18 protein-coding genes are annotated in these 26,196 nt (G+C 69.5%); 3 read left to right on the forward strand and 15 right to left on the reverse strand.

Features of this window, described 5'->3' with window-relative positions:
- Positions 1–20: 20 nt before the first annotated feature.
- The 11 genes from ACN28F_RS07270 to ACN28F_RS07320 all read right to left on the reverse strand — a co-directional run bounded on the left by ACN28F_RS07270 (position 21) and on the right by ACN28F_RS07320 (position 11,345).
- On the reverse strand, positions 21–827 hold the full coding sequence (locus ACN28F_RS07270; protein ID WP_421357284.1) for a hypothetical protein: 807 nt from the start codon (positions 825–827) through the stop codon (positions 21–23).
- Between the two features lie 212 nt (positions 828–1,039).
- Positions 1,040–2,278 (reverse strand): MFS transporter, encoded by a 1,239-nt coding sequence (locus tag ACN28F_RS07275; RefSeq protein WP_421357285.1) that lies wholly within the window; start codon positions 2,276–2,278, stop codon positions 1,040–1,042.
- Between the two features lie 34 nt (positions 2,279–2,312).
- A complete protein-coding gene (locus tag ACN28F_RS07280; protein ID WP_421357286.1) occupies positions 2,313–2,945 on the reverse strand; it encodes a GntR family transcriptional regulator in 633 nt (210 codons plus the stop codon).
- A gap of 145 nt (positions 2,946–3,090) precedes the next feature.
- On the reverse strand, positions 3,091–4,389 hold the full coding sequence (locus tag ACN28F_RS07285; RefSeq protein WP_421357287.1) for an MFS transporter: 1,299 nt from the start codon (positions 4,387–4,389) through the stop codon (positions 3,091–3,093).
- Positions 4,390–4,393: 4 nt separating this feature from the next.
- Positions 4,394–5,584 carry a M24 family metallopeptidase gene (locus ACN28F_RS07290; protein ID WP_289207296.1) on the reverse strand — a complete coding sequence of 397 codons (1,191 nt, stop codon included), beginning with the start codon at positions 5,582–5,584 and terminating at the stop codon, positions 4,394–4,396.
- Positions 5,585–5,637: 53 nt separating this feature from the next.
- Positions 5,638–7,317 carry an ABC transporter permease gene (locus tag ACN28F_RS07295; protein ID WP_421357288.1) on the reverse strand — a complete coding sequence of 560 codons (1,680 nt, stop codon included), beginning with the start codon at positions 7,315–7,317 and terminating at the stop codon, positions 5,638–5,640.
- 94 nt (positions 7,318–7,411) lie between these two features.
- Positions 7,412–8,530, reverse strand: a complete 1,119-nt coding sequence (locus ACN28F_RS07300) for an ABC transporter substrate-binding protein (protein WP_289207298.1) — start codon at positions 8,528–8,530, stop codon at positions 7,412–7,414.
- Entirely contained in the window at positions 8,527–9,249 is a 723-nt protein-coding gene (locus tag ACN28F_RS07305; RefSeq protein ID WP_421357289.1) for a cysteine hydrolase family protein, read from the reverse strand. The genes ACN28F_RS07300 and ACN28F_RS07305 overlap by 4 nt, the downstream gene beginning before the upstream one ends.
- Positions 9,250–9,301: 52 nt before the next feature.
- Positions 9,302–9,664, reverse strand: a complete 363-nt coding sequence (locus tag ACN28F_RS07310; protein ID WP_421357290.1) for a cysteine hydrolase family protein — start codon at positions 9,662–9,664, stop codon at positions 9,302–9,304.
- A complete protein-coding gene (locus ACN28F_RS07315) occupies positions 9,664–10,062 on the reverse strand; it encodes a hypothetical protein (RefSeq protein WP_421357291.1) in 399 nt (132 codons plus the stop codon). The genes ACN28F_RS07310 and ACN28F_RS07315 overlap by 1 nt, the downstream gene beginning before the upstream one ends.
- Positions 10,063–10,139: 77 nt before the next feature.
- Positions 10,140–11,345: an ABC transporter ATP-binding protein gene (locus ACN28F_RS07320; RefSeq protein WP_421357292.1), complete on the reverse strand. Its 1,206-nt coding sequence runs from the start codon at positions 11,343–11,345 to the stop codon at positions 10,140–10,142.
- 264 nt (positions 11,346–11,609) lie between these two features.
- Here ACN28F_RS07320 and ACN28F_RS07325 point away from each other — a divergent pair, with 264 nt between their 5' ends.
- Complete coding sequence (locus ACN28F_RS07325) at positions 11,610–12,551, forward strand: alpha/beta fold hydrolase (protein ID WP_289207302.1); 942 nt, start codon at positions 11,610–11,612, stop codon at positions 12,549–12,551.
- 49 nt (positions 12,552–12,600) lie between these two features.
- Here the strand turns inward: ACN28F_RS07325 and ACN28F_RS07330 are convergent, their stop codons facing one another.
- Positions 12,601–18,048: a DUF3320 domain-containing protein gene (locus ACN28F_RS07330; RefSeq protein ID WP_421357293.1), complete on the reverse strand. Its 5,448-nt coding sequence runs from the start codon at positions 18,046–18,048 to the stop codon at positions 12,601–12,603.
- 419 nt (positions 18,049–18,467) lie between these two features.
- Here ACN28F_RS07330 and ACN28F_RS07335 point away from each other — a divergent pair, with 419 nt between their 5' ends.
- Both ACN28F_RS07335 and ACN28F_RS07340 read left to right on the forward strand, forming a co-directional pair.
- The gene (locus tag ACN28F_RS07335; protein ID WP_289207304.1) at positions 18,468–19,298 is read left to right on the forward strand and encodes an exonuclease domain-containing protein; all 831 of its coding nucleotides are present in this window, start codon (positions 18,468–18,470) and stop codon (positions 19,296–19,298) included.
- Between the two features lie 154 nt (positions 19,299–19,452).
- The gene (locus ACN28F_RS07340) at positions 19,453–20,193 is read left to right on the forward strand and encodes an NERD domain-containing protein (RefSeq protein ID WP_421357294.1); all 741 of its coding nucleotides are present in this window, start codon (positions 19,453–19,455) and stop codon (positions 20,191–20,193) included.
- A gap of 413 nt (positions 20,194–20,606) precedes the next feature.
- Here the strand turns inward: ACN28F_RS07340 and ACN28F_RS07345 are convergent, their stop codons facing one another.
- Genes ACN28F_RS07345 through ACN28F_RS07355 form a run of 3 tightly spaced genes read right to left on the reverse strand, consistent with a single transcriptional unit; the run spans position 20,607 to position 26,158 of the window.
- A complete protein-coding gene (locus ACN28F_RS07345) occupies positions 20,607–22,619 on the reverse strand; it encodes a cellulase family glycosylhydrolase (RefSeq protein ID WP_421357295.1) in 2,013 nt (670 codons plus the stop codon).
- A gap of 33 nt (positions 22,620–22,652) precedes the next feature.
- On the reverse strand, positions 22,653–23,585 hold the full coding sequence (locus ACN28F_RS07350; RefSeq protein WP_289207307.1) for an ROK family protein: 933 nt from the start codon (positions 23,583–23,585) through the stop codon (positions 22,653–22,655).
- Positions 23,582–26,158 (reverse strand): glycoside hydrolase family 2 protein, encoded by a 2,577-nt coding sequence (locus ACN28F_RS07355; protein WP_421357296.1) that lies wholly within the window; start codon positions 26,156–26,158, stop codon positions 23,582–23,584. Before ACN28F_RS07355 ends, ACN28F_RS07350 begins: the two co-directional genes overlap by 4 nt.
- Between the last annotated feature and the right edge of the window lie 38 nt (positions 26,159–26,196).

Raw genomic sequence — 26,196 nt, forward strand, 5'->3', positions numbered from 1 at the left:
GCACGGTCCAGGTGCCACCTTTACTGTCGCCAATGCTCCAGCTGGTAGCGGGCCGGGTCGGGCATCCCGTTGCCCTGCCCGATGACGCAGAGCTGCCTGTTGCCGCTGGCGACGAGCCGGGCCCGTTCGGCGTCGGCCGCGCTCGCGAGAAAGAGCAGCGGGGTGGCCGCGGCCCGCAGCCCCCAGCCGTCGCCGTCGGGTCCGTGCACCGCCAGCTCCGCCGGGTCGTACGGGATGCAGTCGAAGTGCGGAGCGGGGCCGAACGGCAGCCCGGACGGGTCCTGGAAGTAGGTGATGATGTAGCGGTGCCGGTCGGGGCGGTCGTTGCCCCGGCCGATGTAGCAGATTCGCGTCCAGTTGCGGGCCACCTTGACCCCGTCCTCGGCGTCGACCTTAGTGGCGAAGTTCTTGATGGCGTGGTTGCCGTCGCGCATCAGCCAGGCGTCGCCCTGCTGCTGGATGGTCAGGTTCGCCGGGTCGTAGCCGACGCAGTCCTCGGCTGCCGCCGTCACCTCGGGCCCACCGTCGCCGCCGTCCCCGCTGCTGTCCCCGCCGCTGCCGCCCGGATCGTGCTCCGCACCACCGTCGTCGTCGCCGGTCTGCGGCTCGCCGCTCGAGCCGGTCGCGGCCGGCGCGCCGCCGAGTCCGGCCGACCCGGTCGCGTCGGCAGCGTCCGGATGTCCGCTGAGCCGGCCGGTGCCTGAGCCGCAGGCGACCAATGCCAGCAGCAGCAGCCCGCCCAGGGCCACCGCTGTGACGGCTGTCGCCGCCGGCCACCACCGGATCCACCGCCGCGCCGACCCGACACCGGAACTCGTGTAGATCATCTCGCCACCTCGCCTCACGTCACCTGCCGGCCAAAGTGCCGGACGTGTGCTGGAGGACGCAGGCAGCCGTGGACCAACAACTTTCTCGGCGCGCACGGGTCAGAATCTGTCAAGCGTCGGGTGCGGCCGGTGAACCGGTCGGACAGTATTCCTCCAGGGAATAATTATTCCCTGGAGGAATACTGCTCTGCCGCAGTAGTGGTCCGCCTGGATCAGCCGGGTGGAGCGGGCCGGGCGGTGAAGATGTAGCGGGAGGCGGCGAGCCCGAGCAGGGTCGCGCCGAAGACGACCACGCCGACGGTGCCGACACCGCCGACGGCGACCAGCGCGCCGACCGCGATCGGGCCGGTGGTCTGCCCGACGCTGCGGGAGAGGGCTTCGGTGGCGGCGGCTGTCGCGCGCAGCTCCGGGTTCCAGTTGACGCTGATCGCGATGGACAGCGGCATCAGGGCACCCAGGCAGGTGCCGAGCAGCACGAGGGTCAGGGCGACGGCACCGACGTGCAGTGCCGCGAGCGCCACCACCGCGTAGGCGGCTGCCGCGAACGGGATGACCAGGTACAGCCGGGTGAACAGCTGCTCGCGGGTGATCCGCCGCAGCGACATCCGGTTGATGAAGCTGCCGGTGAAGACGCCGCAGGGGATGAGGATCGACACGCCGACCCGTTCCAGGGTGCTCATGTCGTCGGCGAGCCGGTCGAGCAGCACGCTGACACCGAAGTGGCTGCCCTGCATCACCAGTCCGATCCCGATGCTGGACAGGATCAGCCAGCGCCGCCGGTGCTGCGCCAGCATCCGGCCGATCGACCGCAGGGTCAGCCCGATCCGGCGGCGTACCGGCAGGTCGGGTGCGTAAGCGGCGGGTGGGCGGTCGCGGCCGAGTCGGGCCACGACCACGACGCCGAGCAGGACACTGGCGTAGACCGCGCCGACGGCGAAGACGAGGACCGGCCGGTCCAGGGAGGCGGCGAACGCGCCGAGCGCGAGCGCCGACGCGGCTCCCATGCTGACGAAGGTCTGCAACAGTGAGTAGCCCCGGTCGCGGGCCTTCGGGTCGCCCTGGGTGAGGTCGGCGACGAGTGCCTGGCCACAGAGCGCGACCGCGCCGCTGGCGAATCCGGTGAGCAGCCGACCGGCGGTGAGGACGGCGTAGCTCTGGTACAGGCACAGCAGGATCGACACGACGGCGTTGACGAGCATCCCGGGGAGCAGGATCCGGCGTACCGGGACGAGGTCGAGCAGCGGTCCGGTGAACACGCCGGCGGCAGCGGTGGCCACACTGTGCGCGCCGATGGTGATGCCGATCTGGGCCGGGCTGAGGTCGAGGCTGCGCCCCAGGCCGACCGAGATCGGGATGTACGCGAGCTGGGTGAGCGGGTTGAAGAACACCAACAGCGGGGGTACGGCGACGGCCAGCCGGTTGCGGGGCGGGCGGCGGTCCGGGTCGCTCACCGGTCGGCCCCCCGATGGTGGGCCCGCCGGTGGTTCAGTCGATCGGCCGGTTCTCCAGGAAGGCTTCCATCTCGTGGAAGGCGACGGACGAGTGGGTCCGGAAGATCGCCTCGGCGGCGTCGAGGTCCCGGTCGCGGCAGGCTTTCAGGAAGCGCCGGTGCTCGTCGAGGCCGTCGAGGCGGCGTTCCTTCGACCGCATGAAGGCGACCGAGAGCATCCCCGGTGTGGCGGTACGCAGCGACAGCAGCATCTGGGTGAGCCGGGGTGACCGGGCGGCGTCGTACAGATAGAGGTGGAACGCCCGGTTGAGCTCGACGTACTTGCCGAGGTCCGGGTCGCGTTCCATCTCTTCCTGCATCCGTTCGGCCTTGTTCAGCTCCGCCTCGGTGATCCGTTCGGCGCAGAGCCGGGCCGCCAGCCCTTCGAGGGTCTCGCGCAGCAGCCGGATGTCGCGCAGCTCGGCGGCGTCGATGGCGGTGACGGTGGCCACCTTCCGGGCATGGACCTTGATCAGCCCTTCGGCGGCCAGGTCGCGCATTGCTTCGCGGACCGGGGTGGGGCTGACGCCCAGCAGCTGGGCGATCTCGGTCTGAACGATCCGTGAGCCCGGCTTCAGGGTGCCGTCGACGATCGCCGAGCGCATCCAGTCCCGGACGCGCTCGTGCACGGTCCCCGAGATTCCGGCGAACGACACGGTCCTGCCCTCGATTCTCCCCCTGGAGCGCGCCCCTCGGCACACCCGGCGACGCTTCGATTCTACAGAATCGAGGCGACCGGGTGGCACGGCGATCGTGCGGGTACGCCGTCATGCGTCAGCTCCCGTTCTCCCGGCGGTCGATCTCGGCATCGGCGAGCGTCCACCGGCGCAGCGCCGTCAGCCGCCAACCGAGGAACGCCATGATCACCGCGCAGGCCAGGCCGCCGGAGACCATCGCGAACGCCGGACTGGTCAGGCTCGCCGTCGCACCGGCCCGCGCGTCGCCGAGCAACGGTCCCCCGGTCACCACGCCGATGTGGACCGAGGAGAGCCGGCCCCGCAGGTGGTCCGGCACGCTGAGCTGCAGGACGGTCTGGCGGAACACCGCCGAGACGACGTCGGCGGCACCGGCGACCATGAGCAGGGCCAGCGTCAGCGGCAGCCAGTGCGACAGGCCGAACCCGGCGATCGCCAGACCCCACACGACGATCGACACGATCACCGCCCGGCCCTGCCTGGTCACCGCGACGACCCAGCCCGAGGTGAGGGCACCGATGAGGGCCCCCGCGCCCGGGGCCGCGTGCAGCAGCCCGACGGTCACCGCGTCGCCGCCGAGCTGGCCGAGGGCGATCGCCGGGAACAGCGCCCGCGGCATCCCGAAGAACATGGCGTTGAGGTCGGCGAGGAAACAGCCCAGCACCGCGGGCTTGCTCCGCAGGTAGGTCAGGCCCTCGACCACCGAACGGATCCCCGGCTTGGTGACGGCGTGCGCCGGCGGCATCGGCCGCATCCGGCTGAGCACCGCGATGGAGACCAGGAACGTGACGACGTTCAGCGCGTACGTGCTGGACAGCCCGAGCCCGGCGATGATCACGCCGGCGACGGCCGGCCCGACGATCGCGCCGACCTGGGTGAGAGTCTGGTTCAGCGCGAAGGCCGACGGCAGCACCTCCCGGCGGACCAGGCCGGCCACGGCGGCACTGCGAGCCGGGCTCTCCAGCGCCGACAGCCCGGCCGAGACCGCCACCAGGACGAAGATCGCCCAGATCGGCGGCCGGTCGAGCAGGGCCAGCAGGGCCAGGCCGCCGACGACGACCGCCAACATGCTCTCGGTGGCCACCAGCAGGCGGCGGCGGTCGACGGCGTCGGCGACCGAGCCGCCCAGCAGCGAGCAGACCATCAGCGGGATCAGCTGGGCCAGGCTGGCCAGGCCCACCATGAGAGTGGACCCGGTCAGCACGTAGACCTGGTACGGCACAGCGACCCGGGTCATCTGGGTGCCGAGGATCGCCACGGCGTGTCCGGTCCACAGCCGCAGGAAGTCGGGCGACTCGCGCAGCGGGGTGACGTCGATGACCAGGCGCTGGCGCAGGGACCTGCGCTGCGCCCGGCCCTGGTTGTCGGTGGTGGTCACGCGGTCAGCCGCACCGGAAGAACTCGCGGGGCACCGCGTGCAACGATTCGAGTCCGGACGCGGTGACCCGGAACATCTCGCCGTACTGGACCCCGGCGAGGCCGTCCGGTGTCACCACGTTGGGCTGCACGACCAGGCACATCCCCTCCTGGTACACGAAGCCCTCGGGTTCGCCCCGGTAGGTCTGCCGGGTACGGACGATGGCCGGTAGCTGGGCGCAGCCGTGCACCAGGTCGTCGTAGATGGTGAAGCCCTGCCGTTGGGCGACCTCCGCCGCGTCGAGGATGTCCGACACGGTCGCACCGGGCCGGATCGCCGTGCAGACCGCGTCGAAGACCTCGAGCGCGACGTCGTGCAGCCGGGCGTACAGCGGGGTCGGGTCCGCGCCGATCGTGTAGCTGCGCAGGACCTGGGCGGAGTAGCCGGCGTAGTTCGTGCTGAGCTCCGCGACGAGGGCGTCACCGACCTGCAGTCGCCGGTCGGCCTGGTGCTGGCAGGGCACACCGCCGCGCGGGTCGGACATCTGGGTCGCGACCATGAAGTGGATGCCGTTGATCCCGCCGTCGGCCAGGTAACTGTCTTCGATGATCCGGGCCACCTCGTGCTCGGTCATGCCGGGCCGGGCCTGCTCCGCGATCGCCAACGCGGAGGCGTCGCACATCCGCGCCGAGGCGATCAGCCGCTGCATCTCCTCGTCGCTCTTGATCTGGCGCTGGTCCACCAGCTGGCCGCCGAACTCGACCCATTCCACCCCGGGCAGCGCCTCGGTGAGCCGGGCGTGCTCCCGCCAGGTGATGGTGCCGGCCAGGCCCACCCGGCCGGTCGTGACGCCGCGCTCACGCAGGCATTCGATCAGGGTGGGGACGGTGTCCACCGAGCCGGTCGGTGCCGAGCCGCCGAACCGTACGTCGGGGAACCGGGCCATCCGACGGGCCAGCGGCAGATGGTTCGACAGCTGGATCAGCATGGTCGGATCGCCGTGCCGGGGGTACAGGATCCAGGCCTCCCGGGTCGACCACCAGTCGCTGAGGTACAGCACGTTCGGGTCGCGGCCGCCCCGGCCGCACACCACGACGAGTTGCAGGTCGAGGGCGTCCATCCGGGCCCGGACCGCGGCGTCACGTCGGGCGAACTCCGCATCGGAGAACCGCGGGTAGTCGCGGTCGGTCAGTGGTTGCGCAGCGATGGTCGTCACAGGTCCTCACAAAAGGGTTGGTGAAGGGGGTGGGCCCGGGGCCCGAGGGCGGCCTAGAGGCCGCCCTCGAGTCCCATCCGGGCGTTGAGGCGGTTGTAGCCGACGAGCCCGACGAGCAGGACACCGAAGGTGACGATGCCGAAGGCCGCCACGGTGGAGAACTGTCCGTCGCCGGCCATGTCGAACATGACGACCGCCGCGGTGCGGGTCTGCGGACCCGCGAGGTAGAGGGTGGTCTGCAGTTCGCGGAAGCTCATCACCATGGTGATCAGGGCGCCCGCGAGCAGGGCCGGCGACAGCAGCGGTACGACGATCGTCCAGATCGCCCGCGCGAAGCTCGCCCCGGCCACCTGCGCCGCCTCCTCCAGCTCGGAGCTGATCTGCAGCATCCGGGCGCTGACCAGCCGGGACACCACCGCGATGATGATGGTGATGTACGCGATCACCAGCGCCCAGTGCGTCGAGTAGATCGGCAGCGGCGTGATCAGGAAGATCCACAGGAAGCTCACGCCGACGATGACGTTGGGCAGCGCCATCGGCACCGAGGTCAGCAGGTAGAGCAGCCGGCCACCGGCGATCCGCCGGGCGGAGAACCACGCCGCCAGGGTCGACAGGACCAGTACGCCGGCGCTGGCGAGCACGCCGACCAGGAGGCTGTTGGCGAAACCCTGCAGGATGTTGGGCGTGCTCAGGGCGGCCACGTAGGAGTCCAACGACAGCGAGCTGAGCGACTCCCAGCTGACCTGCCGGAAGAACGGGTTGAGTGACATCCACAGCAGCATCAGCAGCGGAAGCAGGATCACCAGTGTCAGCACGACGAAGGTGAGCGCCGCCACCGGCAGCCGCCACCGGCCCAGGTCCATCCGGACCGAGGAGAAGTTCTTGCCGCTGATCACGGCGTACCGCTCCCCCGCCTGGTTGAACCGGTCGTACCACCAGATCATCACCACGGCGCCGACCAGCATGAAGACGGCGTAGGTGCTGACCAGGCCGACGTTGCTCGGCGGCGTACTCGTCCGCAGGTAGATCTCCGAGGCGTAGGTGAAGATCCGTTCGTTGACGCCGAGGAACCAGGGGATCTCGAACGCCTCCCAGGCCCGCATCAACGCCATGATCGCGACGGCGGCGATCCCTGGTGCGGCGAGCGGCAGCGAGATGTCCCGTACCGCCCGCAGTTTCGATGCCCCGGACACCTCGGCGGCCTCCTCCAACGACGAGTTCATCGAGGAGAAGACGGTGACCACGAACAGGTAGACCATCGGCACCATGGTGAGCCCGTTGACCAGGATCAGGCCCTCCATGGAGTAGACGTTGAACAGGGTGCCGTCGGTGCCGGTCAGGTTGCGCCAGGCCACGTTGATGGCACCGATGTTCGGGCTGGCCAGGAAGGTCCAGGCCACCGGGATGAGGATCCCGGGGACGGCCATCTGGACGACCGTGAGTACGCCCACCACGTTGCGCAACGGCACGTTCGTCCGGGCGACGATCCAGGCCAGGAAGGTGCCCAGGGCGAGGGCGACGAGCGTGGAGCCGACCGCGAACTGCACCGTGGTCCAGGTGACGCTGAGCAGCCGGCCGGACGCGAACGCGTCCCGGAAGTTGTCGAGGGTGAATTCGAGGGAGAAGAAGTCGGCGTCGGTGGGCCGGGCGTCCTTGACGCTGGTGTACAGCAGGATGGCGATCGGCAGCGCCACCTGGGCCAGCAGGATGACCAGGACCAGCCCGTAGACCACCCCGCGGGGGACAACGCCCCCCGCAGGGCGCGGAAGCTGTCGACCAGGCCGGTGACGCGCCGGGTACGGCCTTCCACAAGGGTCACCATGTCGGTCAGCCCGTCACGAAGATCGACTGGTGCTGCTCGACGCGGGTGTCGTAGTCACCGAAGTTGTCGGTGGTCTCGAAGAACAGCTCGCTCTGCAGGATGCCCTCGGCCGACGAGGGGATCGGCGCTCCCGGCTTGATCGGGATCTTCACCACGGCCTCGCCGACCGTGTTCTGCCAGTCGTCGCTCATCAGCCACTCCAGGTACAGCCGGGCGGTGGCCGGGTGCGGCGCGTCCGCCAGCGCGAAGTACATGTCCGGCTGGGCGATGGTCACCGGCGTGGTGACGATGTCGATCGGTGCCCCGGCGACGATCAGGTCCCGGATCGTGCGGGTCGCGGTCTGCGGGAGTGCGACGTCGAACTCCCCGGCCGCGAGCTTCTCCAGGCCGTCGGCACCGGAGTAGACGACCGGTTCGTTGGCGGCGATCGCCTCCATCAACTCCAGGCCGGGTTCCTCACCCAGGTGCGCCAGCATCCCGGCGAACCAGTCGAGCTGGTCGATGTTGATGCCGAACCGGCCCTTCCACTTCGGGTCGGTCAGGTCCTCGTAGGTGGCGGGGGCCTCCGACGCGGTGACCTTGTCGGTGTTGTAGACGATGTGGAAGGTGAAGAAGTCGGCCACCGAGCAGACGCAGTCCGGGTAGGCCCGGTCCGCCGGCAGGCCGCCCTCCCCGCGCGGGTCGTACGCCAGGCACAGGCCCTCGTCACGGCAGAGGGTGTTGTCCTCCAACGGGCCGCCCTGAATGATGTCGGCGCTGGGCCGGCCGGCCGCGTTCTCGGTGATGATGCGCTCGATCAGTTCGAGCGTGCCGCCGGAGGTGTACTCCAGCTTCACCCACGGATACTCCTCGATGAACAGGTCGATCTGCTTCTCGGCGGCGGCAGCCGGGGCGCTGAAGTAGTAGTTGAGCTGCCCGCCCTCCGCCTTCGACGCCTCCGCCAGATCGGCCAGGTAGGTGGCGTACTCCTCGTCGGTCATGTCCACCGTCGACGCCACCGCGAGCTCCTCGGGCAGTGCGTTCGCCGCCGCCTCGTCGGACCCGCCGCCGCAGGCGGCCAGGGCGAGCGACAGCGCCGCCAACGGCGCGCCGATCCGTACGGTGGTCGTGGTACGACGTCTCATGTCGGCACCTCCGTCGGGGTGGACGCCGAGGCGAGCTTGGCGGCGAGTTCCGGCAGCCGCAGGACCCAGCCCTGGCAGCGACCGAGCTGCTGCAGACCCAGCTCCTGCAGGTCCTCGCCGAACCAGGTGGCGACGCACTCGGCGACGGTGATCACCTTGTACGCCTTGCAGCTCGCGTCGTAGGCGGTGGACTGGATGTCGGCGTTGGTGTTCGCACCGGCGAGGATCAGCGTGTCGACGCCGAGCGCCTTGGTGAGCCATTCCAGGTCGGTCTGGTAGAAGGCGCTCAGCGACTTCTTGGTCTTGATGATGTAGTCGCTGTCGGCGACCGGGACCGCGAAGTCGGGCTGGAAGGTGCCGTCCTGCACGTCGACCGACTCGTCGGGCACCGGTCCGTACGGGCTCGGCGACTCGCCGATCGCGGCCCACGCCCGGTGGACCCGCATGGCCGCGCGGGCCTCGGTCTCCACCGGCCGCAGCGCGGACAGTACGTGGATCACGGCCATCCCGCTCTCGCGGGCCAGCGTCAGCAGCTGCTCGGTGTTGGCGAGCAGTTCGTCGCGGACGCCGGGCGGGAACGGCGCGGTGGGGGTCAGCCGGCGTTGGGTCATTTCGACCGTCACGACCGCGGACCGGGCCGGGACGATCGGGACGGCGTCGTTGATGACCTGGAGGAATTCCGCCCGGTCGTAGATGTCGATGGTAGGGCCGGTAAGCATATCTATGTCCCTTTCGAGGAGTGGAAGTCAGCTGGCGCGCAGCAGCCGGGCGTCAGACGCCGGCCGTCACCGGTGCCCCGGCGGCGGCCTTGGCGGCGGTGAGCCGCTCGAGGGCCTCAGCGGAGGACATCGCCAGGCCGATCGTGCGGGGGTAGTTCTGCAGCGCGAACTCGTGCAGGTCCTTGCCGTGGGTGGAGCCGACCGAGTCGGTGACGATGACCGGTGTCCACATCCGGTTGTAGGCGTCGAACGAGAAGTTGGAGACACAGTTGTTGGTGTTGATGCCGACGACGAAGAACGTGTCCACGCCGAGGCAGCGGATCAGGTGCTCCACGTCGGTCGACAGGAAACTGCTGGTCATCTGCCGCTTGGTGTTGATGATGTAGTCGCCCGGCTTGGGGCCGAGGATCGGCATCACGTCCCACTCGAAGTAGCCTTCGGGCGCGTCCGGGTGGTAGCCGGGCCGGGGGGCCAGGCCGTACGGCGTGCCGGGCCGACCGTGCTCTGCACGATCGCGGTCCGCGGCTGCATGCCACGCTCGACCAGGCGTTGGTAGACCATGATGTGGATGACCGGCAGCCCGAGCTCGCGGCCGGCGTCCAGGAAGGCGGCGGCGTTCGGCAGGATCCGGTCGGCCACGTTCTGCGGGAACGACGACCAGTCCTTGTCGATCTGCCGTACGTGCATGTCGATCTGCACGACGGCGGTCTTCGTGAAGTCGATCTCCAGTGCGTCGTTGAGCCTGGTCAACGTCTCGGTGCGGTCGATGACCTCGACGGCGTGGCTCTTCGGGTGCACCTGGTTGTACGTCATGTGTCTCTCCTCGATGGGTCGGATCGCGTCGCTCAGGCGGCGCGCAGTTGCGGCGCATCAGTCAGGCGGCGCGTCGCTCACGCGGCGCTGGCGGCTGGCGCGCGGTGGGGCAGCAGGACGATGTGGTGCGGCTCGATCCGCACGTGGACCCGGGTGCCCGGCGCGGCGCCCGCGCTGCCGCTGACCCGGGCCGTGACCAGGTGGCCGGACTCCAGCTCGACGAGCAGTTCGGCGAACGGGCCGAGGAACGAGGTGGACCGGACCGCACCGGCGATGGTCTGCGCCGCCGTCTCCGGGGTCGGTTCCCGCAGCTGCAGATGCTCCGGGCGGACGGTGAGCATGACCGGTTCGGAGATCCGAGCGGCGTCGTGCGGCTGTCGGGCCACCTGTAGCCGCCCGATCTGGGTCTGCACCAGCCAGTGGTCGTCGTCGGCCTCGACGATGAGGCCGTCGAGGGTCTCGCTCTCGCCGACGAAGTTGGCGGCGAACACGTCGGCGGGGCGCGAGTACACCCGGGCCGGCGTGCCCTGGTCCTTGATCTCGCCGCTTTCCAGGACCAGGATCCGGTCCGAGACCTCCATCGCCTCCTCCTGGTCGTGGGTGACGTAGAGGACCGTGATGCCGAGCCGTTGCTGCAGGTCGCGGATCTCCTGGCGAACTTCCTTGCGGAGTTTGGCGTCGAGGTTGGACAGCGGTTCGTCGAACAGGATCAGCTCGGAGCGCGACACGAGCGCGCGGGCGACCGCCACCCGCTGCTGCTGCCCGCCGCTGAGCTTGGTCGCCGAGCGTCGCGCGGCGTGGGCGAGCCCGAGCTGCTCCAGCACCTCGGTGGTCCGGGCGACGATCTCGGGCTTGGGCAGTCGGCGGCGCCGCAGCGGGTAGGCGACGTTGTCGAAGACGGACATGTGCGGCCAGATGGCGTACGACTGGAACACCATCCCGATCTGGCGTCGGGCCGGTGTCAGGCGGATGCGCCGCTCGGACGAGTAGACGACCCGGCCACCGATGGATATCTCGCCGGAGGTGGGGGTCTCCAGTCCGGCGACCGAGCGCAGGATCGTGGTCTTGCCACAGCCGCTCGGGCCGAGCAACGTCACGAACTCGCCCCGGGCGATGTCGAAGCTGATCCCCCGGACGGCGTGCACGTCGCCCTCGGGGGTCCGGTACTGCTTGTGCAGGTCGACGATCGACACCATCGGCGCGAGGTCGGGGGCAGCTGGTGCCCCGGCCCCGGCGACGGCGTCGACCGGTTGGGCGAGGGTCACGCTTGGCATCGCGGTCATCTCACTCCCTTTTCTATAGACTAGAGAAGACCCTAGGGACGGCGTGTTACAGCCAACGAGCCGTGAATGTTGCGATGCGGTTAGCTACCTCTTACGAACCCGCGACAGGCGCAGGCCGCAGGCCTGAACGGCGGCGAGCCCCGCGACCGGCGCGCCGCGGAACGCCGAGTGGATCTAGAAGGATTTGGCCGGTATGCCGACCACAATCCTTCTAGATCCAACCCATGTCGACCCCCGACAGCCCCCGGACGAGAGGAGCGGCAGGTGCAAGAACCCGCAGCGATCATCGCGGCCGAGTGCGTCGTCCCGACCGACGACGGCGAGTTGCCCGGCACTGTCGACCTGCCCGACGGTCCGGTCCGCGCGGCGGTGGTCGTGGTGCACGGATCGGCGGCCGGTCACCGGTCCTACTGTTGCTACACCCACGTCGGCCGGGTGCTCACCGCACACGGTGTGGCGGTGCTGCGCTACGACCGTCGGGCACCGTTGGAGCCCGGTCGCGACGTACCGCTGCGGTTGCAGGCCGCCGACGCGGCGGCTGCGGCCAGGACGGCGCGCGAGATCGTCGGCGGCGATGTGCGACTCGGCCTGTGGGGGCTGAGCCAGGGTGCCTGGGCTGCGCCGATGGCCGCCGCACACCATCCGGAGCTGTTCACCTTCCAGATCCTGGTGTCCTCGTGCGGGGTGTCACCGGCGGCGCAGATGCGGCACGGCACCGCCGAGCAGCTGCGCCGGCACGGGTACGGCGACACCGAGCTGACCGGCCTGGCCGAGCTGCGCACCGGGTGGGAGGCGTACCAGCGGGGGCAGCTGGACCGTCCGACGGCGCAGGCGCTCGTCGACCGGTACGCGGACCGCCCCTGGTTCCCGCTGGCGTACGTGCCCCGCGAGTTGCCGTCTGCCGGCGGCGGCTGGCGGGACATGGACCTGGATCCGACCGGGATCTTCGCCGGGGTGCGCTGCCCGACGCTGCTGTTCTACGGCGAGACCGACAGCTGGATGCCGATCGACGACAGCATCGCGGCGTGGCGGCGAGCCTCGTCGGCGGAGCTGACCGTGCACCGCGTCGCCGGCCACGACCATCTGCTGATGCGCGAAGGCTCCGACGCGGACCCGGCCGTCGGCGACAACCGGGCCGCCGAGGAGGCCATCAGCCAGCAGTACGCCGACCAGATGGCCGCCTGGCTTACGCTCGGACTCCGCTGATCGAGGTGATTCAGGCCCGGTCGAACGCAATTCTCCCGCAGATCATCCGCTACATCGACTCAGTCCTTTGCCGTTGAGGGGGCGCACAGTGCAATCCGATCGAGTCGGCCGTCACCGTGCCGCTGGCGATCAACTGCCCGATGACCGCACTCAGCCGTCCTCGGATCTCGGAACCGAGTCGACCCCACCCGTACATTCGGGAGACGACAGTCATCAACTCCTCCCTGCCGACCGTACCTCCGCTGCCGAGCAGCCGGGTGACAGCTAGGCGCAGCTCCTCGTCGGAGACCTGTTCCACCTTGCGCTGCACCTTGTCAGTGGGAAGCCGGACAGCAGTAACGGTCCGGTCCGGCACGTCGATGAAGTCGCCGATCCGGGTGACGTCGGCGAGACGGATCGCGGCGTCCAGGTTCGTCTTGATCTTGGATCCGAACCGCCCGATGTCCCACGCGTCCCGCAGCCGTTGGCGGACCAGTTCGACGTGCACCGGGCCCTCTACGGCAGCGATCTCCTCGACACCGCCGCGCATCTCGTAGCGGCTAGATGCATCAGACTTGTCGACCCAGTACGGCAGCGGGCTCACCTCAGCCGTCCGGTACGGCTCGGTCCAGTCCGGGACCGCATCGGTGATGACTTCTGCCGTCCGCACTACCGGCCGTTCGATTCCGGGTTCTCGATACGTGAGGCGCCCCCGTACCGGGGCGTTGACGGCCGCGACGATCGCAGCCCGGAGACGCTCCTCCTCATGGCGACGGTTGCGGTACCAGGCGGTTCCCCAGATACGGTGCAGATTCCACCCGAGACCACGGAGCACCTGCTCCCGGAGCCGGTCTCGGTCCCGGGCCGCTGGCGCCGAGTGGTACATCGCACCGTCGCATTCGATGCCGAGAGCAAAGGCCCCCGGATGACCCGGATGCCACAAGCCGATGTCGATGCGGTAGCCGGCTGCGCCAACCTGCGGTTCGACCCGGTAGCCCCAGGAGCGGATGACGTCGATCACCGAGTCCTCGAACGGGCTGTCGGTGCCGCGCCCACTCGGCCCGAGGTCGAGTGCCAAGGCGGCCGGTCCACGCTCGGCGAAGTCAAGGTAGCCGCGCAGGAAGCTGACGCTCTCGTTGTCCGAGTCTGGAATGTCACCGGCCCGGACGGAAGAAACGATCTCCACGCGTTGACGAGCGCGGGTGATCGCCACGTTGAGCCGACGCCAGCCCTTGTCCCGGTTGAGTGCACCGAAGTTCGTACTCACCTTGCCGTTGGCGTCAGGACCGTAGCCGATCGAGAAGATCATGACGTCGCGTTCGTCGCCTTGGACCGCCTCCAGGCTCTTGACGAAGAAGCCGTGCAGCCGGTCGGTGCTGAAGTGGCGTTCGAGGTCAGGTCGCTCGCTCAGCGCCCGGTCCAGCGCCGACTGGATCGCGTCGGCCTGGGCCACCGAAAAAGTGACCACGCCGAGGCTCAGTCCCGGCCGGGTGGAGTAATGGTGCAGGACCCGCATCACCACCTGATCGGCCTCGATCGGGTTGTCTCGGGTGCCACTGCGACCGTAGACGCCGGCGACGGGCAGGAGCTCGACACCGTGGTCCGGGTCGTCACTGTGCGCGCCAGGGAAGGTGATCAGCTTGCCCTCGTAGAAGGCCTGGTTGGAGAAGGCGATCAACGCCTCGTGCCGGCTGCGGTAGTGCCAGCGCAGACCGAGGTTCCGAAAAGCCCCGGATGCCTTCGCCAGTTCGAGGATCGACTGGAAATCTGCGATGTCGGTGTCGTCATCGTCGGTGTCCTCGCCGAGCCGGGCGAAGAACGACGTGGGCGGCAACTGGCGGTCGTCGCCTGCGGTGATCAGGGCGTGGCCCCGGTAGATACAGTTGATCGCGTCTCCGGGGGTCACCTGCGACGCCTCGTCGAAGATCACCACGTCGAAGCTGAGGTCTGCCGGTAGGTACTGGCTGACCGCCAGTGGCGACATCATGAAGCAGGGCTTGATCCCGAGGACGGTCCGGCGTGTCTCGCCGATCAGCTGGCGTACAGGGATGTGCCTGCGCTTCTTCATCCCTTCCCGGCGGATCCGCGCCGGCTCACCGATGTCGGCACGCTCAGGTCGACGTCTGTTGACCGCCTGGATGATGTCGCTGGTGGCGGTCGGCACGAGTTGCCGGTCGAGTTCGCGGTATCGCTCGACAAGCACGTCACGCTCCCCTGCCGGCAGGGGATGCAGGGCGGGATCGGTCCGGATGATCTCGTCGGCCCAGACACGGAGCAGTGCCCGCTCAATGACCTTGGGCACCTCGCCGCCCAGGATGCCCTGCTGGATACAGAAGTCGATGACCCCGTCGAGCTGGTGGCCGGCCAGCTCGGCGCGCGCCTCCTGGTAGGCGAACCACTCGTCCTGCCCGGCACTGTCCTGACGAAGTTCCTCGATCAGTTCCCGCGCGCTTTCGAAGTCGTCGAGTTCGGCGAGGAGTTCCAGGTGCCGGGACGGTTCGAAGGCTTCGACGACACTGTCACGGTTGGTCCGCCAACTGGCATACGCCTCGGCGAGGTTGCCGGTCTCGCGGGTCTCGGCGAGCCGTTTGACCTGCCCATCGGTCAGGACTGCATCGACACCGGTGCGGACACGTCGGGTCGCCGCTGCCCAGGCGAGAGCATCACTGACAGCCGCTGCGTCGGTCTCGACGCCTTGGTAGAGCAGGTCACCGAAGGTCGCCCGATGGCTGGGCGCCGATGCAGTGAGAGCGTCATGCGCGGCTATGACGCTCTGTCGTAGCCGTAGCAGTTCGTCTGCCTGAGCGAGTGTGAGGTTTCGGCCGGTCGCCGCGCTGACCGCACCTGCCCGTACGGCGACCGCAGTCAGCGGCGCGATGTGGTCACGCAACCAGCTGATCGCGACCTCGAACGGCTCCAGCATGAGCTCGGTCCGGGGACCGAGCTGCGGTGTCGGCACCAGGCCGGACCGCCACCGATTCAGGTCGGCGTGGATGCCGCTGATCAGCGTACGCAGCTCGCTGACGGGGTTCGCCGCGCAGATGTAGTTGGCGACGCCGGTCATCGAATCGGCAGGGCTGCGCCGGACGATCTCCACCGCGTAGGCGATGGCCGCTCGGAGCGCCGTGAAGTCGGTCTTCCGCTCCTGCCAGTAGCCGCCTAGGCATGCGGCCTGGTCGGCTGCCGCAGACGCCAATGCCGCGTGGGCACTCTGCCACTTGATGGCCAACGGCAGGTTCGCGACTGCAACCTCGATCGTCACCCCGGGTACGGAGATGGCCTCGACGGCTACACGGTCCTGGCGGTAACGGCCGCGCAGCTTGCCCAGGCCCTTGTGTAGGTTGGTGAAACGCTCCTGCAGTTCAGTAAGCGGCGCCGCGATGGCGGCGTCGGTGTAGTGGACGCGGGCTACTGTCTCGGCTGCGGTCAGCTCGACCGTCAAGCGCTCCAACAGTGCGGCAGCTGCACTCACGGGTGCGAGCCCGCCCGGATCGAGCCAGCTTCGTTCTGGGCGGTGCTTGGTGTAGGCAAGGTCGGCCAACCGCAGCGCATTGTCGGCATCAGTCAAGGTACGCACCAGGGGTAGACCCATCAGCTCGCTCAGCCGAGCCAGCGCCTGCAGTCGATCGGTGAGCCGGTTGGCGTCCTCGGCGAACCGGTCGGCGAGTTGCTGAGCGGTTGCCGTATCCGCGCCTGACAGGTCAAGGGCAGCAGGGCCGATGCTGGCAACGGCGGGCGAGTCGGGCAGGGTCGCCGGGTCCGGCAGGTCGGTCCAATCGACGCCTGCCTGGTCCGATGCCGCGCGCGCCGCCGAGTGGAAGGCCACCAGTTCTGAAGTAAGTGCGGCTGCGGCCGAGGTCACAGTGCCGAAGTCAGGCACGCGCAACCATTCGTCCGGTACGCCGGACGGGCGACCGGCCTGCTGCGCGGCCAGTGCGACGAGGACGGGAGTCTCGTCGGGGCGGCCGATCTCGAAAGCCTCCGCCAACTCTCGGTTGACCCGGGTCATGCCGTCGAGCCGCTCGACCGACGACCGAGCCTGGAACAGCCGTGCTTCCAAGGACGCCCGCTCGGTGACGCCGCGCCAGAGGAAGCTCTGGCCCTGGGAAGCCGGACGCCAGGCACGGGCGATGCGACCAGCGGTGGCTCGGATCGCCTGGAGCGACTCGGGGTCGAGCTCGGCCGGTGCGCACGCAGGTAGCGGAGCGGCCGGAACATGGTCAAGCGCCGCGATCAGCCCGAGGACGTGATGCAGAGAGAAGCCTAGAGGCTCGCGTACTTTGTTCATCGCCTCCGCGTACGCGTTAAGCTGCTGGCGTCGTTCCACGAGGGTCCGACGGCCGACGGGGTCCATGCCGGGCGGCGGCACCGGCACATTGTCCAACGCGTGGGCCAGGGCTGCGGCGACCTCCTTACGGCTCGCCTTGTGGCTGTGCAACTCAAGGAGGTAATTCTCAAGGCCAGCGGCGGCCAGCCTGTTCCGCACCACCTCCAGGGCAGCGGCCTTCTCGGAGACGAACAGCACGGTCTTCCCAGCGTGCAGTAGCGCACCGATCATGTTGGCGATCGTCTGGGATTTGCCGGTGCCGGGTGGACCGTCCATGACGAAGCTCCGGCCGGCGAGAGCAGCGGCGATGCATGCGCGCTGGGAGGAGTCTGCGTCGAGGACGAGCGGGGTACTCTCCGGCGGGGCCTCCTGGTCGATCTCCGTTGGCCGGATGTCGTCGAAGTGATAGTCACGGGTCTGCCCGGTCGGATCCTGCTGGGCGATGGCGCGCACGATCGGATGCGCCAGGACCCGATCCTCGTTGTCGAGCAGATCCCGGTACATCGCCTCCTTGTGGAAGGAAAAACAGGAGATCACCGCGCTGGCGGTGACATGCCAGCCAGACCGTTCGCCCACGGCCATACCCACCTGGTCGAGAAGGACACCGAGATCAAGATCGGCCAGGTCGTCGACTGCCGGCAGTGTGATGCCGAATTCCTGCAGCCGCAGCGTCAGTGCGGGGTTGAGCACTGGATCGTCGTCGCCGATGCGCAGCAGGGGACGTTGCCGGGGACCACTCGCCGCGAGCCGTACCGGCACGAGCAGCAGCGGACTGTTCTGCGCTGTGCCGTCCGGTTCATGCCACCGAAGCATCCCGAGCGCCAGGTAGAGGACCGACAGACCGCGGTCGACGTACTCCTGGTTGCTTCTGCGCATCAGGTTGCGCAGCACTGGGCCGACTTCGTTGTCCGGTCTCGTCACTCGGGCGAGCGCCGTAGCGTCCACTGGCAGCGCCGGCTGCCGTAGAACATCGCTGGCCTCGTCCTCCTCGTCCTGGCTGCCCAACAGGGCCCAGACGGCCCCGTTCTTGAGCCCGGTGAGAATCTCCGTGCCAGTAGGGCTGACGATCTGCACCGTGCCGGTCTTCGACTGCTTGAAGTTGATCAGACGATTGGTACCGGTGAGACTCACCAGCGTCTCCCGCCACAGCCCTAGCGCGGCCACGATGTCGTTGCCGGGGCGATCGTCCATCTGGCTTCCTGCGTCCGTCCACACAGCAAACCATCCTGCCAGCACACGATGACCGGCGGGCCATGTGCCCCTGTCGAATAATGGAGGCTGAAGTGGACAGATTTCGACCGACACGGCGGCTCGACCTACCTGGAACGTTGCCATCGGCCGCAAAGCGACATCGCTGACCGGCCGACCAGCCGAGGCGCTGACGATCGCCAGCCGAGTAGGCACTGTCCGCCTGACCGTCCATCTAGCTCGTTCCACACCAGAGCACAGTCCACATGGACAGACGATCCAGGTCCTTCCTCGGTTTTGCCAGCGTCGCGCTGGGTTCAAGATCTTTCACGATGCGAGCGTCTCGATGTCGCAAACCCGCCTCCGGCGGGCGACTCGGCCATGCTCGCGCTCAACAGGCCCATAGCACCAAGAGGAGATCGATGATCAACAAGTTCGCGGGCAGGTGCGGAAGCTGCCGTGGGGCGGTAGCCGCCCAAGCCGGGCAGGCCATCAACCACGGCAGCGGCTGGCAGACCTTCCACAACCAGTGTGTCCCTGTGCGGAAGGCGCCACCGGTCGGCACGCACCAGGGTTGGCATCGGCTACCGCTGGCCGCGTTCGACCTGGAAGCGACCCTCTCGGACCCCATGGAGGCCCGCATCGTCTCGGCCGCGCTCGTGCTCCCCGACGGGACCCGACGAACCTGGCTGGTCAATCCAGGTGTGCCGATTCCAGCCGATGCGACAGAGCTGCATGGCATCACCGACGAGATGGTCCGCGAACAAGGGATGCCACCGGAGGTAGCCGTTGCGGAGATCGCCCACCTGGTAGCGGAGCAGATCGCCAGCGCAACCCCACTGGTTGCCTTCTACGCCTCTTACGACATCACGACACTGCATACCGAGCTTGCCCGCCTTGGCCTTCCGAGGTTAAACTGGGCCAATTCCACCGTTATTGACCCACTGATTCTCCACAAGCAGGTCGAGCCGAACTGGTACGACTCCAAACGGCTGGCAGATCTATGCCGGTACTACGAAGTTGAGCTGACCCAGGCGCACGATGCCCTCGCCGACGGTCTGGCTGCGCTGGGTCTTGCCAGGTCGATCGCGGCCCGCCATCCGCGCATCGCCCAAATGCCAGTCGATGTCCTACACAAGTACCAGGTCCAATGGCACTTCGACCAGGCCACTGACCTCCAGCGCTACTTTGACCGGGTGGGCAAGGGCGAGACCGTCAGCACCGAGTGGCCGCTGGAGACGAAACCTCGCTGAGCCTCCTGCCGCCGTCGTTTGGCGATGGGACAGCGGGAGGTTCCGGCGTGTTGCCGCGCGACAGCCGTGTGCTCGGCTTCACTACGCTGGGGTGACTGCCGCTGTCCCAGGCAGGCGGGAACGGTGAGATACGAGGTGACGGGAGGCGCGCCCGATGCGGGACGACCGGTGGACCACGGTGACGCCATCGCAGTACCACTTCGAGCGAGCTGCGTTGGAGCACATCCGTCGACACCTTCCCGACGTCGAGCCCTACCGTGCCTGGTCGAACTTCACCTTCACCGCCGACACCGGGCACGTCTACGAGGTCGATCTGCTGGTAGCTGCCCCCAGTGGTCTCTACCTCATCGAGATCAAGAGCCTGCGCGGCCGGCTGGCCAACAGCGGGCCCAACTGGATCGCCGGCGAGCCCGGGTCGGTCCGTACCTTCGACAATCCGCTGCATCTGGCGGACCTCAAGGCCAAGCGGCTACGTTCGTTGCTCGACCGGCAGGCGGCCAAGCAGTCCGTGCGGCTCCGGATCCCGTACGTGCAGGGTGCGGTGTTCCTGTCGCTGCCGGGCCTCAGGGTGCAGCTCGACGACCATCAGCTGCACTGGGTGTTCGGGCCGGAGTCGACACCGGGTCAGGCAGCCGGCCCGCTGCCGGGCATCTGGTCGGGGCTGCTCGACGCCCCGCCGCGCGACGAGCGCCGCCAGGTGTCGCCTGAGCTGTCGAAGTCGCTGCCCCAGCTCCTCAACGGCGTGGGCACCGGGCGCAGCCGCCGCTACGAGCAGGTCGGCTCCTGGAAGCTCGACTCCAAGCCGTTCGACGTCGGCCCGACCTGGCAGGACCATCTCGCCGAGCACGCCCAACTGCCGCATGAGCACCGCCGGGTACGGATCTACCTAACTTGAACGCAACTCGGCGTACGATGACCGGCCTCGCCGACCCCCCTCCAGGAACGGGCCCACCTGTACCTCCGATTGTGGCAGGACCTAACCCCGGCCGAATGGCGTGCCGGTATCGCCGACGCCACCGAGTAGCTGTGCCTGCCGGACGTCGAGGAGAAGGCTCTGGCCGGGCTGAAGTTCAACACCGCATTGCCGCAGCGACTCGCCTTCACCACTCTGGCTACCCGGTTGGCCGACCTGCCTGCCGCGCACACAGTGCTAACCGAGCCCAGCCGGTTCGTCGTCAGCTGAACGTTCAGCCATCAGCCAGGCACCCGCCCTCCGCTGACCTGCCGAGCCGGCAGCACGGCGACCTGCGGACGAGCCCCGGCCCCACGCCGAGAGGGGCCGGGACGCACCCGCATCCGGTGACCTGACTACTCGACCCGGATGTTGTCCAGGTGCACGCTGCCGGGGTTGACGTAGACGTAGAACTCGCGCACGTCGGCCAGCGCCGCCGCGTCACACGACATCTCGGTCAGCAGGTCGATCTCGGCGGTGCCGGTCCAACCCTGGTTCAGCCAGGTGAACGTCGACTGGCACCAGGTGTAGCCCGGCCCGGTCTGCACGGCGATCGCCGCGTTGGTCCCCACCGACGGGTCGGTCCGCAGGTCGTACTTGAGGGTGACCCGGCCGGAGAGATCCACCGGCTCGGCGAACGACGTACCGAACCAGCCGCCGGTGACCGAGTCGACCCGCAACCCGTACGCCCCGTCGGTGGCGAACGCGTCCGACTGGGCGACGCTGCCGACACCCGGCTCCCACGACGGCGGCCCCCACCCGTTGGCGCCGGTCTCGAAGGAGAACAGCACTTGCGTACCCGCCGGGTCGGGCTTCACCGTGACCACCAGGTCGGCGACGTTGGAGGCACGCCACGCCCGGTCCCACACCCGGTAGTGGGCGGTGGCCCGGCCGGCGAAGCCGTCCGCCGGGGTGAAGCTGACCACGCCGTCGTCGCCGAGGGCGAACTCACCCCCGGTGACCGCGATCCGGCGCTGCTGGCCGCGTACGGTCGGATCGAGGTCGATGGTGGCGGCGCGCACCGTACCCCGGTGGGCGATGTCGTTGGCCGCCGGCCGCAGCGTCGCTACCTGGCCGAACTCGACGGTGCTGGTGTCGTGGTCGGCGACCGGCGGCCACGGCCGCCTGTCGCCGCGTACCGCCGCGCCGGCGTTGGACAGCGTGGTGCAGACCGGGCTCGGGCAGTAGACGGTGTATCCGTCGTAGTCCGGGTAGAGGCTGCCGTCGTCCTGCACGCCGGAGAGGATCCAGTAGAGGAACCCGGCGGTGCTGCCGGCGATCGCGGTGTCGGTCCATTCCCGGTAGACGACGTTGCGGGTCGACTTGTCGTGGATGCCGAACTCGCCGAGCATCACCGGCTTGCCGGCCTGCTTCGCAGCGCGCGCGTGCCGGATGATCCACTCGTTGCCCCAGGCGGCGTCCTTGCCCCAGTGGTCCGGGTAGAGGTGGTAGGAGACGACGTCGACCGCCGGCAGCCTGCTCAGCGCGACGCTGTCGACGCCTTCGCCGCAGTTGGTGGTCCAGTCGCCGCTGGTCGGATCGTCGCAGAAGAAGCCTTCGTCGCCGACGCTGACCAACTGCCGGGGCGCGTTCGCCTTGACGTGCCGGGTCATCTCGTCGGCCCACGCGGTCAGCGTGTCGGTGGTGCAGTCCGGTGACGGCGGGTAGACCCCGGAGCCCTTGCAGCGGGGCTCGTTGCCCAACTCCCAGGTCATCACCGTCGGATCGTCTTTGTACTTCACCCCGGTGATGGTGTTGGTGCGGTCGAGCACGTGACTGATCCAGTCCTTGTACCAGCCACGGATCACCGGGTCGGTGTAGAAGTCGTCGTGGTACTGCCCACCGCGCCAACGTACGTACTGGTCCATGCCGCCGAAGTCGCGCCAGTTGTTGGTCAGCGGGATCACCAGTTTGATGCCGGCTTCGCGGGCGGCGGCGAGGACGTAGTCGAGGCGTTCCAGACCGTCCGGGCCGTCGTGGTACGCGGGTCGGTCGCCGTCGAAGTACTGGAAGTAGACACCGTCGGCGGGGCCGGCGACCGAGTCGGAACCGTCGGCGTTGCCGATGTCGAGAAATCCCCAGGTACGCAGCACGGTGAACCCGGCAGACTTCGCGTCGGCGAAGACGTCGTCGACCATCGTCGGCGACTTGTACATCAGGTAGTAGTTGTTGGTGCCGGCGAACCGGAACTTCCTGCCGTCGAGTTTGAGGTCGTCGCCGTGCCGGGTGACGAATCCGGCGGTCGGCGGACCAGGCGTACCGGGATGGCCGGGGTGATGGGCCGGCGGTGCGGCCTGGGCCGGGACTGCCGCTGCGGTGAGCAGCAGCCCGGCCAGGGCCAGCAGCAGGCCGGCGGAGCGTGGGCGCATTCGGGGGTCTCCTTGACCGTGGAGCGGTGGAGGTCACTGGTGCGCGGCGGCCTCCAGGGCGAGTGCGGCGGCACCGAGCAACCCCGCGTCGTTGCCGAGACTGCTGGTGTGGATCCGGACCCGACGGACGAAGTCGAGCCCGGCCAGCTCCGCGGCGGCCGCGCGCAGCGGAGCGAAGAGCAGGTCACCGGCGGCGGCGACCCCGCCGCCGATGACGACGTCGTCGAGGTCGATCAACGCGGTGGCGGAGACCACCGCGGCGGCCAAGGCGGTCGCGCCACGCCGAAAGGCGGCGACGGCGAGCGGTACGCCGGCCCGCGCGTCCTCGGCGAGGGTACGGGCGTCGCCCGGCCGCTGCCCCGACGTCCAGCCCTGGTCGACTGCCCAGCGGACCATCGCCGGGCCGCTGGCGATCGCCTCGACACAGCCGCGCCCGCCGCACGGGCAGGGCGGGCCGGACATGTCGACCACGATGTGTCCGATGTGGCCGGCGTTGCCGCTGCTGCCAGGGTGGATCCGGCCGTCGATGACCAGTCCGCCGCCGACGCCGGTGGAGACGACCATGCCGAGCAGGGCCCGACCGGGGTAGCCGCCGCGCCAGTGTTCGCCGAGGGCCATGCAGTGCCCGTCTCCGGCGAGCACCGCCGGGCGGCCGGGCAGCAACGGCCGCAGCGAGTCGAGGATGCCGAAGTCGCGCCAGGCGTGGATGTTGACCGGGCTGACGGTGCCGGCGGTCGGGTCGAGCGGGCCGGCCGAGCCGACGCCGAGCCCGGCCAGCGTGGCCGGGTCCCGGTCGCCGACGACCTGGTGGACCACCCGGTGCAGGGCGGCGGTCACGGTCGCGGTGTCACTGCCGGCCGGGGTCGGCACCGCGCCCTGTACGGCGATGGTGCCGTCCGGTTCGACGACGGCGGCGGCCAGTTTGGTGCCGCCGACGTCGACGGCGAGGACTGCGCCGCCGCTCACGCGTCGACCGCCGCGCCGGTGCCGGCTGCGATGTCGGTGCCGGCTGCGATGTCGGTGCCGGCCGCGATGTCGGTGCCGGCCGCGATGTCGGTGCCGGCCGCGATGTCGTTGACGCAGCGCAGCACCGGGCGACGGGTCAGGGCCGTCGGGTCCAGGTCGACGCCGGTGCGGACCACGAACCGGGCCGACTCGCCGGGCAGCAGGGTGACCATCGCCTGGTCCACCTCGGCCGCTGGGTCGAGCCGGTCGGCGTACAGGGTCAGGTCGCGCAGGATGGTCCGGGCGGTGACGGTCACCCGCAGCCCGCCGTCGGTCGGTTCGACCGTCGCGTCGTACCCGGCCACCGGGTAGTCGACCTCCCGGTCCTCGGCAAAGAACCACCAGGCCCGCTGGTCGCCGGCGGCGGCGAGCAGCAGCTCACGGCGCGGGTCGCCGCTGGTGGTCAGACCGGCGTCCAGCGGTACGGTGACCGCCGCGTGCGCCGGCACCGTCAGCTCGTGGCCGACCTTGGCCAGTGGTTCGCCGGCCAGGGTGAGCCGGGTGACGTCGACGGTCGGCCGCCACTGCGTACCGGTGTCGTTGACCGCGACCAGGGCGAGTCCACCGTCGCGCGGTTCGATGGTGAGCAGCCGGTCGGCGTAGGCGTGGCGCAGCGCGTACCACAGGGGTTTGCGCCGGCCGTCGCCGTCGATCGCCGCCCACGAGGTGACCGGCCAGCAGTCGTTGAGCTGCCACAGGATGGTGCCCATGCAGACGCCCCGGTGGGACCGGAAGTGCGTCACCCCGACGGCGATCGCGCGGGCCTGGTTGAGCTGGGTGAGGTAGTGCCAGTCGTCGAAGTCACGCGGGGCGGGCAGGTGTGCGTCGAGACCGCGCTGGAGCTTCAGGTCGCCGTCGGTGGCCTTCTGGTGGTGGGCCATGCCGGGCGAGTCGGGAGCGAGCGGATCGTCGCTGATCGCGCGGCGCAGCGTGGCATACGTCGGTGGCCCCTGGTAGCCGAACTCGGCGAGGAACCGGGGCACGTACTGCCGGTACTTCAGGTAGTCGTCGGTGTTCCACACGTCCCAGATGTGCATGGTGCCGTGCGCCGGGTCGTTGGGGTGCAGGTCGTCGCGGCCCGAGTACGGGCTGCCCGGCCAGTACGGGCGGGTCGGGTCGAGCGCGGCGACGATGCCGGGCAGCACGTCGAGGTAGTAGCCGAGGCCCCAGGTCCGGCCGTCGAGGACCTCCTGCCAGCCCCAGTCGTGCCAGCCCCAGATGTTCTCGTTGTTGCCGGTCCACAGCACCAGGCTGGGGTGCGGGGTGAGCCGGGTGACCTGGTAGCGGGCCTCGGCGGCGACCTCGCTGGCCAGCGGCTCCTCCTCCGGGTACGCGGCGCAGGCGAACAGGAAGTCCTGCCCGACCAGCAGCCCCCGCTCGTCGGCGAGGTCGTAGAAGTCTTCCGACTCGTAGCGCCCGCCGCCCCAGATCCGCAGGAAGTTGACGCCGGCGTCGGCTGCCTGGCTGAACCGGTGGGCGTAGCGGTCCCGGTCGACCCGGGTCGGGAACGCGTCGTCGGGGATCCAGTTGACGCCTCGGACGAAGACCGGCACCTCGTTGACGACCAGGGTGAACGCGGTGCCGTCGGCGTCGGCGCTGGTGTCCAGGCGGACCGAGCGGAAACCGATCCCCCGCGCCCAGGTGTCGAGGGTGGCACCGTCGGCCCGGTGCAGGGTGACGTCGAGGGTGTGGCGGGCGGGTTCGCCGTACCCCCGGGGCCACCACAGCGCGGGGTCGGCGACGGTGAGGGTCACGACGGCGCTGCGCGCCCCGGCGGGGACGACCGCCTCGGCGCGCACGTCGGCGACGGCGGCGACCACGGTGAGCGGCCCGTCGTGGTCGTCGGCACGGTCGACGTCGACGTGCACCTCGACGCGGCCGGTGGCGGCACCGTCGGTGTGCTCCACGGTGACCAGCGGTCGGACGGTGGCCAACCGGGCGTCGGTCCAGGCGTGCAGGCCGATCTCCTGCCAGATGCCGGCGGTGACCAGGTTCGGGCCCCAGTCCCAGCCGAAGTTGCAGGCCATCTTGCGGATGAAATTGAACGGCTCCGGGTAGGCGTTGGGCAGCTCGCCGAGCTGGTCCCGCACCGCTTCGGCGTGCCGGTACGCGGAGTCGAAACGCACCTGCAGGGTGTTGCGCCCGGTGTGCAGGGCCGCCCGCGCGTCGAACCGGTAGCCGCGGTGCATGTTGGCGGTGCGGCCGACCTCGACACCGTTGAGGGTGAGCGTGGCGACGGTGTCCAGGCCGGCGCAGACCAGGTCGACCCGGGCCGCGCCCGCGCCCGGGTCCAGGTACGGGTCCGCCCAGTCGAAGGTGGTCTCGTAGATCCAGTCGGTCCGGCCGATCCAGTCCAGCCGGGTCTCGTTGTCGTCGAGGTACGGGTCGGGGATGAGTCCGGCGGCGAGCAGGTCGGTGTGGACGCAGCCGGGTACGGTCGCGCCGACGGGCCGGTCAGCGATGCCGTCGGGTACGTCGAACCCGTCGGCGGGTCGCACGGTCCAGCCCTCGTGGAGCGGTCGTACGGAGTTCATCTGGTTCCTCACTCGTGCTCGATTGCCAGGTCGATTGC

Source organism: Solwaraspora sp. WMMA2101 (assembly GCF_049179175.1).
In the GTDB taxonomy this organism is placed as follows: Bacteria; Actinomycetota; Actinomycetes; order Mycobacteriales; family Micromonosporaceae; genus Micromonospora_E.